Origin of the sequence: Mesosutterella multiformis (assembly GCF_003402575.1) — a bacterium.
GTDB classification, from domain to species: Bacteria; Pseudomonadota; Gammaproteobacteria; order Burkholderiales; family Burkholderiaceae_F; genus Mesosutterella; species Mesosutterella multiformis.
Genome location: NZ_BGZJ01000002.1, coordinates 418,781 through 431,977, shown reverse-complemented (window position 1 = coordinate 431,977; position 13,197 = coordinate 418,781). Strand labels below are relative to the sequence as shown.

Annotated in this window: 8 protein-coding genes; all 8 read right to left on the bottom strand. The window is 60.1% G+C overall.

Going from position 1 to position 13,197, the window contains the following annotated elements:
• Nucleotides 1-33: 33 nt before the first annotated feature.
• A complete protein-coding gene (gene pstA / locus M4NBBH2_RS10515) occupies nt 34-837 on the bottom strand; it encodes a phosphate ABC transporter permease PstA (RefSeq protein ID WP_116271120.1) in 804 nt (267 codons plus the stop codon).
• 131 nt (nt 838-968) lie between these two features.
• Entirely contained in the window at nt 969-1,904 is a 936-nt protein-coding gene (gene pstC, locus M4NBBH2_RS10510) for a phosphate ABC transporter permease subunit PstC (RefSeq protein WP_116270923.1), read from the bottom strand.
• Between the two features lie 82 nt (nt 1,905-1,986).
• Entirely contained in the window at nt 1,987-3,036 is a 1,050-nt protein-coding gene (pstS, locus tag M4NBBH2_RS10505; RefSeq protein ID WP_370685646.1) for a phosphate ABC transporter substrate-binding protein PstS, read from the bottom strand.
• 1,200 nt (nt 3,037-4,236) lie between these two features.
• Nucleotides 4,237-5,520: an arsenic transporter gene (locus M4NBBH2_RS10500; protein ID WP_116270922.1), complete on the bottom strand. Its 1,284-nt coding sequence runs from the start codon at nt 5,518-5,520 to the stop codon at nt 4,237-4,239.
• Between the two features lie 106 nt (nt 5,521-5,626).
• Nucleotides 5,627-7,804: an arsenical pump-driving ATPase gene (gene arsA / locus M4NBBH2_RS10495; protein ID WP_116270921.1), complete on the bottom strand. Its 2,178-nt coding sequence runs from the start codon at nt 7,802-7,804 to the stop codon at nt 5,627-5,629.
• A gap of 50 nt (nt 7,805-7,854) precedes the next feature.
• Nucleotides 7,855-8,211, bottom strand: coding sequence for a metalloregulator ArsR/SmtB family transcription factor (locus tag M4NBBH2_RS10490; RefSeq protein WP_116270920.1), 357 nt, complete (start codon nt 8,209-8,211; stop codon nt 7,855-7,857).
• Between the two features lie 134 nt (nt 8,212-8,345).
• The gene (locus tag M4NBBH2_RS10485) at nt 8,346-10,184 is read right to left on the bottom strand and encodes a TRC40/GET3/ArsA family transport-energizing ATPase (RefSeq protein WP_170135160.1); all 1,839 of its coding nucleotides are present in this window, start codon (nt 10,182-10,184) and stop codon (nt 8,346-8,348) included.
• Between the two features lie 293 nt (nt 10,185-10,477).
• Nucleotides 10,478-12,667, bottom strand: coding sequence for a TRC40/GET3/ArsA family transport-energizing ATPase (locus tag M4NBBH2_RS10480; RefSeq protein WP_116270918.1), 2,190 nt, complete (start codon nt 12,665-12,667; stop codon nt 10,478-10,480).
• Nucleotides 12,668-13,197: the final 530 nt, after the last annotated feature.

The window sequence follows — 13,197 nt, the reverse complement described above, 5'->3', positions numbered from 1 at the left end:
AGTATTCGTCATGTTGTCAATATCCAAATGGGTTTACTTGCGGTTCGTCTGGTTTCTGAAGAGAAGGCGGACCGAAATGTTGATTGCGAGAACAAGGAACGTGATGAGCGCGGCACCGGCCCAGGCGAGCTGCTTCCAGTCATCGAACGGCGAGGCCGCGTACTGGTAGATCACCACCGGGAGGTTTGCCATCGGGGCATTCATGTTCCAGCTCATGAACTGGTTCGAAAGCGCGGTGAAGAGGAGCGGAGCCGTTTCACCGGAAATACGGGCAACAGCGAGGAGGACGCCTGTCACGATGCCGGCTTTCGCGGCGCGGCAGATGACAGAGAGAATCATCTTCGACTTCGGGCACCCAAGAGCGATCGCGGCTTCGCGGAGGTTATTCGGAACGAGCTGCAGGAGGTTATCCGTCGTACGGGTCACCACCGGGATCACGATGAGGGAGAGCGCGATCGCGCCGGCCCAGCCGGAATAGTGACCGGACGGGGCCACAACCACGGCGTACACCACGAGGCCAAGGACGATGGACGGGGCAGACAGCAGCACGTCATTCAGGAAGCGGGTCGCCGGAGCGAGCCAGCCGCCTTTCCCGTATTCCGAGAGGTAGATGCCGGCGAGAATACCGATCGGCGTGCCGATCAGCGTACCGAAGGTCGCCATGAGGACAGAACCCACGATCGCGTTCTTCAGGCCGCCCGCGGCTCCTGGGGGAGGCGTCTCAGCCGTGAAGAGCGTGAGTGACATCGCGCCGACACCGTTCTGGACGAGGGTCACGAGGATCCACACGAGCCAGAAGAGACCGAACACCATGGCACCGAACGCGAGAATCTTCATCAGGCGGTCAGTGGCGGAGCGAAGCGGGAAAGTCGCTTCGCGCGCGAGGATCCGCTTACGGGCCTCCTCGTCACGGTTCACCGAGGCCTCGTAATTCGCGGCGCTCGTATAGTCAGTTGCGTGAGATTGCGTCATGATGCGCGGCCCTCCTTGCGGGAAAGGCGGAAGAGAAGCAGACGGGAGGCTGCGAGAACCGCCGTCGTAATAAGGAAGAGGATCAGACCGAGTTCAATCAGAGCGGACTTCTGCAGCCCAGCGGCTTCGTTGAAGCCGTTCGCGAGCGCGGAGGCGATCGAGTTCGAGGGGTCGAAGATCGAGGTGGGGAGCGCGAAGGAGTTACCGATCACGAAGGTCACGGCCATCGTTTCACCGAGCGCGCGGCCAAGGCCCAGCATGATGCCGCCCATGACACCGGCGCGGGTGTAGGGGAGCACCACATGCCAGATCGTTTCCCAGGTGGTGCAGCCGATACCGTAGGAGGATTCCTTGAGGAGCGGGGGCACCATGTCAAACACTTCCTTCATGATGGAGGCGATATACGGAATCACCATGATGGAGAGGACGAGACCGGCCGTGAAAAGACCGATACCGAACGGCGCGCCGGAGAAGAACTTCCCGATCACGGGGAGCGACCCAAGGCCTTCGATCAGCCACGGTTCCACGTACGTCTGGAAGAGCGGCGCGAAGACGAAGAGACCCCACATACCGTAGATGATGGAAGGAACCGCGGCGAGAAGCTCGATCGCGATGCTGCAGGGCTTGCGGATCCAGACCGGAGCGAGTTCAGTGAGGTAAACCGCGATGCCGAAAGACACCGGAACCGCGATGAGAAGAGCGATGGCTGAGGTGATGAGAGTGCCGAGAATCGGCGAAAGGGCTCCGTAAATATCCTGCACCGGGTCCCATTCGGACGAGGTGAGGAAGGAGAACCCATACTGATTGATAGTGTCGCGGCTCTCGAACCCGAGGGACACGAGAATCGCCGCGAGGAGCAGAAACACAAAAATGGCCGCGAACCGGGAGAGGTTCTCGAAGCCAGTGTCTGCGAGCGTGGATTTGGTAATCATAGAGATGAGAGAAGAGCCAGATACGGAAAACCGCCCCTGAGGGTCCGACAGATGCGGGTCGGTCTCAGGGGCGGATAGGGAATTACTTCACCAGCGGCTTTCCGTCAGCAGCCTTGAGGTCCGACTTCCAGATCGCGCGGATGCGGGTCGTGACAGCGGCGGGCAGCGGCACGTAGTCGAGCTTTTCAGCAGCCTTGCCGCCGTGCTTCCAGGACCAGTCGAAGAAGTTCAGGACAGCGCGGCCCTGATCAGGCTTCGTCTGGGTCTGCTGCAGGAGGACGAAGGTGGCGGAGGTGATCGGCCAGGACTTGGCACCGTCGGTGTTGGCGAGGGACACACCCATGCCCTTCACGCTGTTCCACTTGGCGTTGGAGGCGGCAGCGGCGAAGGCGTCACCGGACGGCTGCAGGAACTTGCCAGCCTTATTCTGGAGCTGGGTCCAGGCGAGGTGGTTCTGCTTCGCGTAGGCGTATTCGACGTAACCGATCGAGTTATTCAGCTGACCGACGTAAGCGGCAACACCTTCGTTGCCCTTGCCGCCCTGGCCCACCGGCCACTTCACAGCCTTGCCGGCACCGACCTTCGACTTCCAGTCAGCGGAGACCTGGGAGAGGTAGTCGGTCCAGAGGAACGTGGTGCCGGAACCGTCAGCGCGGTGGATCACAACGATCGGGGCGGCCGGGAGCTTGAGGCCCGGGTTCAGCTTCGTGATCTGGGCGTCATTCCACATCTTGATCTTGCCGAGGAAGATGTCGGCGAGAACGGGGCCGGTCAGACGGAGCTGGCCAGCCTTGACACCGGCGATGTGAACAACCGGAACCGCGCCGCCGATGACGGCCGGGAACTGCACGAGCTTATGCTTCTCAAGTTCAGCGGGAAACATCGGATCGTCAGACGCGCCGAAGTCAACCGTACCCGCGATAATCTGGCGCTGACCGCCGCCGGAGCCGATGGACTGATAGTTCACCTGGTTACCGGTAGCAGCCTTGTAGTCAGAAGCCCACTTGGCATAAACGAGGTAGGGGAACGAAGCGCCGGCACCGGTAATCGTGGAAGCGTGCGCGACGGCGAGCGTCGAGGCAGCGATAAGGGCGGCGAGAGTGACAGCTTTGAACGGCTTGAGAGTGATCATTTTCGAGTATGCAATCAATTGAAAAATTGGAAGGCCGGGATGGGACAACTCTTCACTTCCATCCCGGTACCCTGCATACTACGAGGCGATTATTTCAAGCCTGTTGCGGATTCGTGACGTGTACATGAAATTTTCATGACGGAATGATGACAAACACGATTTTTCACTGAATTCGGCTGAAATAAGGCTGTTTTGATATTTTGCAGTAGACCGGATTGCCGTTAATCCGTAGTGTGAAACTGAAAAGCGGAAGGGCAAATGGGGCCGGTCAGAGCCGGAAACTCTGCAGAAAAAAAACCGGACGGGGAGAAACCGTCCGGTGTAATAAAAGAGAGAATCTTTAAAGGTGCGAGCCTTTGAGGATTACTCGTCGCAGAACTACCGAAACGGAATTGCCGAGGAGCGGGAGAACCCCTGAGCCGGACGGACCCGAAGCCAGATTTGCAGGCGACCCCAAGGAGAAGCGGGAGAGGCTGCCGGAGGCTTTCCGTCGTTATTCCGTTTAGGAATAGCGATATTATGCGCTGAAAAAACGAAAAAAGACAGGGATCGGAGTGAAAGCGGTAAAACTTTTGACTTTATTCAAGAAAATCCCTTTTATTCTCTCGGTTTCACCCGTCGGGGGATTCCTTTTTCTGTGTTTCAGGTGACAGTTTTCGTGTCGATATGACTTTTCGGAATAGCGATACGCCCGGCGTCTCACCCTCCGGCCAAAAAAAGGTCCGCGGGATCCGAAGATCCGGCGGACTTTGAAAGGGGCCAATCACTGCAGGGTACCAAGCAGTACAAGCCAGCAGTTTCACAAGGCGTAAAAGAACTACAGGATACAAAATGTGCCGGCGGAGAAAAGAAGCCATGAACAACCGCATCAAAGGTTAAGGAGCAAAACACCGCACGGCTCCTTTCCTTCCGCCAGCATCCGGGAGGGCCCCTGTGCAGACACCACTCTGCGGAACGCCCTTGGTACTACGTCTGTAATAGTAGTTTTATTCATACTCATTGTCAATAGCAAACCAAAATCAGCGTTCCGTTTTTTTGATCCGAGGCCGCGAGGAAACCCATTTTCTGCCGGGTTTTCCTGATATTTTCCCCGGTGCGTCATGAATCTGATCCGCAAAAAATAACCCTGATTTCCAGATATTAAGATTCTGTCATTCTTATATTTAATAACGAAGATCTGAACGAACCCCGCTCACCGAGTCAGAGTGAGAGTCTCAGCGCGAGCACCGTGAGCGAAACGAAAAGCACGGGGAGCGTCATCACGACTCCCATTCTGAAATAGAAACCCCAGGAGATCCGGATCCCTTTTTCAGAAAGAACGTGAAGCCAGAGGAGTGTCGCGAGGCTTCCGATCGGCGTGATTTTCGGTCCGAGGTCGCACCCGATCACGTTCGCGTAAATCATGGCCTCCCGGATGAGGCTGGACGCAGTGCTTCCATCAATGGAAAGCGCTCCGACGAGGACAGTCGGCATGTTGTTCATGAGGGATGAGAGAAAGGCGGACAGGAACCCCGTCCCAAGTGCCGCGAGCCATACACCGGACTTTGAAAGCGCGGTAAGGGCGGAGGAGAGCAGGCTGGTCAGCCCCGCGTTCCGGAGTCCATAGATCACGAGATACATGCCAAGCGAAAAGATGACGATCTGCCAGGGGGCGTTGTTCAGCACCCGGGCTGTGTCAATCACGCGGCCCCGGAGAGCCGCAGCGAAAAGGATGAGCGCGCCTGAAGCCGGTACCGCGCTTACCGGCACGCCGAGCGGCTCAAGAATAAAAAATCCCGCGAGGAGCAGGAAAAGCACCGCCCACCCCGTGAAAAAGGTGCCGCGGTCCCGGATGACGGACGCGGGGGCGGCAAGTTTCGCGGGGTCGTATGACACTGGGATGTCCTTCCGATAAAAGAAATGAAGCACGGCAAGCGAGGCCGCGATCGACGCGAGGTCGACCGGCACCATGACCGAGGCGTATTCCGAAAATCCGAGGCTGAAGAAATCCGCGGACACAATGTTCACGAGGTTCGAGACGATGAGGGGGAGGCTCGCCGTATCCGCGATGAAGCCCGCCGCCATCACAAAGGCGATCGTGGATTTTTTTCCAAATCCGAGCGACGCGAGCATCGCGATCACGATCGGGGTCAGGATGAGTGCCGCCCCGTCGTTCGCGAAAAGCGCGGCCACCGCGGCTCCGAGGAGAACGATGAGCGTGAAGAGCCGCACGCCCCGGCCGCCGCCCCAGCGCGCGACGTGGAGCGCCGCCCACTCAAAGAACCCGGAAGCGTCGAGAAGGAGACTGATGAGAATCACCGCGACAAAGGCCCCGGTCGCGTTCCAGACGATATGCCATACCGTCTGGATGTCACTGAGATGCACAACACCGATGAGAAGCGCGAGAACTGCGCCGAGCGACGCGCTCCAGCCGATTCCAAGACCCCGCGGCTGCCAGATAACGAGAGTGAGTGTGAGGATAAAGATCGCGAGAGCAGGAAGCATGGTGGGCCCCGGCTTCAGGCGGCATCAGACCGCCTGAAGGACTTGAGTGAAGGAAAGCGCTGAGAACCGGATGAAGACGCTGCCCTTATCCGGAGAGTGAGAGGGATCAGATCGTGAGCGAGAGGAGTTTCTCCACTCCGACCGGTTCCTCAGCCTGAAGCGGGACAATCGCGGTCCGGGGGGACTCAGACTCGATCTTCCGGATTAAGGGAAGCTCAGACGTAGCCCGTTCCCTGAGAAGCGGGGACTCAGGGTCCGCGGCCGCCAGGCTGTCATTCACGATATAGCCCCAGGGGGCGATCCCCGCCCGCCTGAGATCCGCTTCAAGGCCCTTCGCTTCAAGCACCGGCGTGGTTTCAGGGAGTGTCACGATGATGACGCGGGTCATATCGGGGTTCTGAAGCAGCGTGAGCGGCGTAGTGCCGCTTCCCGTCTCTCCCATCTTCCGGACGACTTCCCGGTGATAAGCGCCCGCGGCGTCGAGGAGGAGCAGCGTGTGACCGGTCGGCGCGGTATCCATCACGACGAACCGTTTATCCGCTTCCCGGATGACGCGCGAGAACGCCTGGAACACCGCGATCTCTTCCGTGCAGGGAGAGCGAAGATCTTCTTCGAGAAGCTTCTTCCCGGCTTCATCGAGCCCCGCCCCCTGAGTCTTCAGGACGAGGGCGCGGTAATTCTCCGTTTCCTTCTCAGGATCAATCCGGGAGACCGTGAGACCGGGGACCGATCCCGCGAGCGCCGCGTCCACATGCGCCGCGGGGTCTGAGGTCGAGAGATGCACGTCGAAGCCCAGCTTCGCGAGCCGCGCCGCGATCGCGGCCGCCATCGTGGTTTTGCCGACACCGCCTTTTCCCATCAGCATGATGAGCCCGTGGTCTGTGCCTGAGAGTTCATCGATCAGATCGGAGAGCGGCTTCGGTTCCGGAGGCATAAAAGCGGTCGCTTCCGGCTTCGTCCCGGTCTCTTTTATAAAGAGCGTTCGAAGCGCGTCCACCCCCACCATATTCCGGGGCTTGAGGGAGAGGGTGTCCCGCGGGAGGCTTTTCAGTGGCTCCGGGATTTCCGTGATCGCTTTCCGCTCCCGAAGGCAGATGCTTTGCGCGAGCGCGCCTGAGGCGGACTCGGTTGCCGGCATCACGCCGTTCAGCACCAGATACTGATTTTTGATCCCGGCGAGTTCGTCAGACGTCCGCGCTGCCTCCCGGATGGAGGCCCGGTGAGCCCGCGCGACAAGGACAAGCTGCGTTTCCGCGGGGTCCGAGAGTGACCGGACGGCGGCCGCGTACTGGCTCCGCTGTTTATCGAGCCCCGAGACCGGCCCGAGGCAGGAGGTTCCATTCGGGTTCGCGTCGAGATACTGGCTCCAGGCTCCGGGGAGCTCAAGAAGCCGGATCGTGTGCCCGGTCGGCGCGGTGTCAAAGAGAATGTGGTCGTACTGAGAGGTCACCCCGGGATCCGTGAGGAGCCCCGTAAATTCATCAAACGCCGCGATTTCAGTCGTACAGGCACCGGAAAGCTGCTCCGTGATCGAAGCGACCGTTTCTTCCGGCAGCAGCCCCTGGATCGGCTGAATCAGTTTCTCCCGGTACGCGGCGGCGGCCGCCTGCGGATCAATCTCAATCGCGGAGAGCCCCGGGACAGATTGGATCGCGGTCACCTGATTCCCGATCGGCTGATCGAATACCTCGGAGACGTTGGACGCGGGATCCGTGCTGACGAGGAGCACCCGTTTTCCGAGTCCCGCGAGGGCAACAGCGGCCGCGGCCGCGACGGAGGTCTTTCCGACGCCGCCCTTCCCGGTGAAGAAGAGAGTGTGCGGCGCGTTTTCGAGGAACTTCAGCCCCGAGACCGTGTCTTTCAGGGTTGACTGAGACGACGCCTTCGGGGACTCTCCGCAGCCGCATTCCGGCCCGCAGACCGCTTCCGCGGAAATCCCGGTGCTTTTCTCAAGCTCCCTCGCCCGCTCACAGGCTGTCATCGGAATGCCGAACCACTCGGACAGCTCACTCCGGCTGGGGTACCGGCCCGAGAGCCGCTCTTCGTTATCAACGAGGATGAGGGGGAGGGCATCGGACCCCTTAGCCCTCAGGAAGGCGGACGCCTTGTGGTTCAGGACAAACGCCATCGGCTGATTCGCGAGATTCCAGCGCTCAGCGGGAACGCCGTGCGCTTTCAGCCAGTCAAAATCCGACGCGAAATCAATCAGCGCCTGATCCGGATCCGGACCGCAGACCCCGGTGCTGCAGCACATCGCCGGGTCAAAAACCGAAAGTTTCTTCATGGCGTTCTCCGTATATATTCGATAAAACAGATATGAATGAATAAAAATTTTTACCCGCAGCAGGACTTGCCGTCCGCGGTGCCGTTTACCGAGGTGAGTTTGGAGGCCAGCTTCCGGGCCGCGGTCCGATCCGCTTCCCAGGCTTCCTCAATCACCCGCGCGGCCCACGCGGGCATCTGCGGGGAAAGCCGGTAGTGCACCCATTTCCCTTCCTTCCGATCCAAAAGCACCCCCGCGTCCCGCAGCATTCCTAAGTGACGCGAGATCTTCGGCTGCGGGGCATCAAGCGCCGCGCCGATATCGCAGACACAGAGTTCTCCCATCTCGCGGAGAAGTAGCACGATGCTGAGACGTGTATCGTCAGAAAGCGTCTTGAAAAGCTGAAGCGGCGTGAGAAGAAGGATCATGGTGTGCCGGAAAACGGTAAAAGTCGGAATACAGACTTCTGACACGCGGCGCGTCAGAAGTCATATGCATTTTAGTGAATATGTTTAAAACCGCAAGGCTTTTCTGATGACCGGATGTTCCGCCGTCCTGAATTTCAGTCCTCAGGCGTTTGCGGCTCTTCCTCTTCCGTGAGCTTCAGCAGCTGTTCGGCTCCGATCGGTTTCTCGCTTTCAAGCGGCACCACCGCGTAGCGCCTCGTATTCGCGGCGACCCGGGTGAAGAGCGGCTCCTCAGCCGCGGCCCAGGTTTTAAGGATCGGGGACATCGGACCCGCGGCCGCGAGGCTCCCATTCACGATATAGGCCCAGGGGGCGATTCCCGCCCGCCTCAGGTCGTCCTTCAGGAACTTTGTTTCCCGGAGAGCGGAGGGTTCCGCCCGCGTGACGAAGATCGCGCGGGTGAGAGCTGGTTCCTGCAGGAATTCAAGCGGTGTGCGGAATGTCCGCTCGATCCCAAGACGGTTCGCGGCGGCCCGGTGATAGGTGTCCGCGGCGTCAATGAGAAGGAGGGTATGGCCTTCAGGCGCGGTATCCATCACGAGGAACCGTGTTTCCGCTTCCCGGAAGTACCGCGACACGGCGTAAAAAACCGCGGTTTCTTCGGCCCACGGCCCCCGGAGATCCTCTTCGAGAAGCGCTTTTTCGTCTTCCTTCATCGAGCGCCCGGCCGTTCTGAGCGTCAGAGCCCGGTACCGCCCGGTCTCTTTTCTGGGGTCCACGGCTGTGACCTCGAGTCCCGGAACCGTGTCCCGGATACCGGACGCCTTAAGCGCCGCGGGGTCGGTGGTCACGAGGTGGACGTCACCCCCGAGAGCGGCGAGCCGCAGCGCGATCGCGGCGGCAAGCGTTGTCTTCCCGACCGAGCGTTTGCCGACCAGCAGGATAAGGCCGGGACCCGCGTCATGGAGTTCACGCACGAGTGTCGCGAGCGTCTTCGTGCTCGGGTACCAGGCGGTGGGTTTCGGTTCCGGGGGCCGCGTGCCCCAGCGGAAGATCCCCTGAAGCGCGTCAGCGCCCGCGGCCCTCCGGGACTGCAGTGGAAGCACAGTGCGGGGAAGAGCGGAAAGCGCCTTGGGAAGCGACCGAAGGACCTGCCGCTGACGCCTGAACACCGCGGCGTCAAGCGTTCCTTCTTCCCCTGAGGCCTTCTCCATCTCGGCGTTGAGGACGAGGGAGAGGTTCCGAAGTCCGGCGTCCGCGTACTCTTCCGCGAGCCTCGCGGTCTCCCGGATCGGGCCGCGTGAGAGCGTCGCCGTGAGAATAAGGCGGGTTGATTGTGGGTCCTTCAGCGTCCGAAGCGTTTCGTCATAAAGCGCGCGGGACTGTCCGAGACCGGCGGTGAGGGCGATCGACGCCTGACCGTCCGGACGCCGCTCAAAAAACTGATTCCACGCGGCCGGGATCCCGAGGTACCGGATCGTGTGAGCGGAAGGAGCGGTGTCGAGAATCACGTGATCAAACGGCCCCTCGATTCTGGGGTCGGTTCTGAGCGCAGTAAAGCGGTCAAAGCACGCAATTTCCTCGGTGTCCGTCCCGAAAAGCTGCTCCGTGATCGCGGCGAAAGTCGTTTCCGACAGGAACCCCTTCATCGGCCGCAGCACCTTTTTCCGATAGAGGTCCGCGGTTTTCCTGGGATTCAGTTCGAGGGCGGAGAGACCCGGAACGGATTGAATCGGGGTGACGGAGCTCCCGATCGGCTCATTGAAGAGCTCCGCGAGATTCATGTCCGGATCCATGCTGACGAGAAGCACGCGTTTCCCAAGCCGCGCGAGAAGCACTGCGGTGCCGCTCGCGATCGATGTTTTCCCAGCGCCAACAGGCCCCGTGAAGACGAGATGCTTCGGGGCGTCTTTCAGGTACGCGAGGGCTGCGGCCGCGTCCCGCAGACGCTCCGCTTCTGTTTTCGGGGCGCGCGGCATCCGTGCCGCGGTCACCCGTTTCTTCTTTGCAGGCGTTTTTTCTCCCGTCCGGCGAGTTCGGCGTGAAGGGGCTCCCGCTCCCTTTCCCGTTTTCATGGCTCTCTCCGTTACTCTCCTGTCAAAACGATGTCCGTGCTTTTGTTTTTTTCAACCCGAAGGTCGTAAGACTATCGTCTGAAGGAATAGGTAGCAATGCTTTAAAACCAAATATCATAACGCCTGAAGCCGGTTTTTCAAAGCTTAAAAGAAACGCGCCCTGGATTCCAGGGCGCAGGAGAGAGGGGAGGGAGCGGAAAGCGCCGCGTCTATCAGGGGCTGGGTTCCGTGAGCTGACGGAGTTTCTCGAACCCCACGGGTTCCTCGCGGACAAGCGGCACAATCGCGAGCCGCGGCGACCGCTCACTGATTTCCTTAATCAGCGGGATTTCCGCGGCGGCCCGCTGCCTGAGGATCGGAGTGACAGGCGAGGAGGCCGAGAGACTGCAGTTCACGATATAAGCCCAGGGTTCAATCCCCACGTTCCGGAGACTCTCTTCAAGGGACCGTGCTTCCGCTACCGGGGTGGTTTCGGCGACTGTCACGTGAATCATCTTGGTGAGCGTCGGATCCTGAAGGAAGAGAATCGGGGAGCGGAAGGCTTCCGCGTCCGTCCTCCCGGCCTTCTTCTCCTGCTCCTTGCGGTAGCTTTCCGAGAGGTCAAGGAAGACCCGTGAGTGACCGTTCGGCGGATTATCCATCACGACAAACTGATCCGCCGCTTCACTGAACACCCGGGAGATCGCGGAGAGAACCGCGATTTCCTCGGTGCAGGGCGATCGGAGGTCTTCTTCAAGGAGCGCTCGTCCCGCGGCGTCGAGCCTCGCTCCCTGCGTTTCCATCACGTACGAGCGATATTCTTCCGTTTCCTTCGCGGGGTCGATCTTCGACACCGTGAGATTCGGGAGCGTGCTGCTCAGCGTCTCCTCGATATGCGCCGCGGGGTCGCAGGTGGAAAGGTGGACTTTGTGGCCGAGCGCCGCGAGCCGCACGGCGACCGCGGCCGCCATCGTGGTTTTGCCGACACCGCCTTTCCCGAGCATCATGATGAGACCGTGGCCGGAGGCCGCGATTTCGTTCACGAGATCGGCGAGCGGCCTCGGGGGCGGCGGATCAAATTCGACATCCTCAGCCGGCTCCCCGTCATCCCGAAGGAGTGACCGGATATTCTCAGGCCCCACGAGGTTCTCGGGCTTCAGCGGCAGGATATCGCGCGGCAGCGCGGGGAGCGGCGCGGGAAGATTTTTAAGGACCGTGGATTCCCACTCGTAAATCGATGTGGCGAGCGGCCCGGTTCCCGCCTCACTCTCCGGGAGCACCCCATTCAGCACGAGATTCTGATTCACGATCCCGGTGTCCCGGAGCTCATCCACGGTTCTCGCGGCCTCCCGGACAGAAGCCGCGTGAGGCCGGCAGACCGTCACAAAGCGGGTTTTTGTCGGGTTGATAAGAGACTGCATCGCGGCCTGATACTGATGGCGCTGCCGCTCAAGTTCCGAATCCGGTCCGAGATCCGGACGGTTTTGCACGCGCGACTCCAGATAGTCGCACCAGGCTCCGAGGTGCTTCAGCACGAGGAGCGTGTGTCCCGTCGGCGCGGTGTCAAAAAGCACGTGGTCGTACTGCGACGCGACCGCGGGGCTCGTGATGAGTCCCGTGAATTCATTAAACACGGCGACCTCGGTCGCGTAGGGGCCGGAGAGTTCCTCAATAATCGACGCGATCGCGGATTCGGGGAGCAGATCCCGCACGGGTTTCACGATCTGCTCGCGGTGCGCGAAGGCGGCGAGCCGAGGATCAATCTCTATCGCGGAGAGACCGGGAACCGATTTGATGGGGCAGAGGGTGTTCCCGATCGGCTGCTCAAAGATCTGGGAGAGGGAGGAGGCGGGGTCAGCGCTGACGAGCAGCACCCGCTTCCCCTCGCGCGTCAGCGCGATCGCCGCGGCCGCGGCGACTGAGGTTTTGCCGGACCCGCCTTTCCCGGTAAAGAAAAGCGTTTTCGGGGCGCGGTCGAGGAACCGGAGCCCGGTGCCGGATTCCGTTCCCGGTGTCTCGTGGATCACGGAGGGGCGGAGCGCCGCGGCGTGGTACACCCAGACGGATTGTGGTTTCCTGGGGGACGCTGCCGCGGCACAGTCTTCAGGCGTCGGCTTCAGCGAGACCCCGAACCATCCGGCAAGTTCCGCCCGTGTCGGATAGCGGCCGTAAAGCACCGGTGCACCGTTTACGAGAATGTAGGGAAGATCCTCCGCGCCGTGCCGCTTCAGAAACATCGACACCCGGTGGTTCAGCGCGAATTCCATTGGATCCGATACCAGATTCCAGCGCTCAACCGCGACCCCCTTCCGCTTCAGCCATTCGGCGTCAGACGCGAACCGGATCAGTTCCGGGACCGGAGTGGAATCGCCCGCCCCCGTGTTGTCAGCGGCTGCCGGATCGAATACCGTAAGACTCTTCATGAAGTTCTCCGGAAATCCTTAAATAGTGGAGAAATAAAAGCGAAACCGTTCCGGATTCAGCGCCCGGCGGGAACTCCAAGGTTCCCATCCCGGCACTGGCTTCTCGCGTGAGTCCCGGAAGACGTATCCCGGGAGTGAAAAAGCAGATCTGAATCAGGTTTTCTGTGTCACAGGCGGTGCTTATGCGGCCTTGCCCTGAAGCGTCCCGCGGGTCCCTCTCCGTGACATCAGGAGAAAAGCCGGTGAGTTACGTGAAAAAACACCCTGCGGCCGGATAAAGAGCGATGGTTGCGATGAAGCACGCTTTTCACGTCAAAACCCCGGAAGATCGCTGAAGATGACATCCGGATCAGATCAATTCGTTCTTTCTATTCTATCGAAATGAAATAAAAAGGATCAGGATTTTTTTGACACGAAATTCCCCAATATAGGTAGAAAATACCCGATAACTAAAATGGTTTACCCAGGGATAGGGACACGAAAAAGAGGAATCCCGGAAAACCCGGGATTCCTCTTCAAAAGTGCGATTT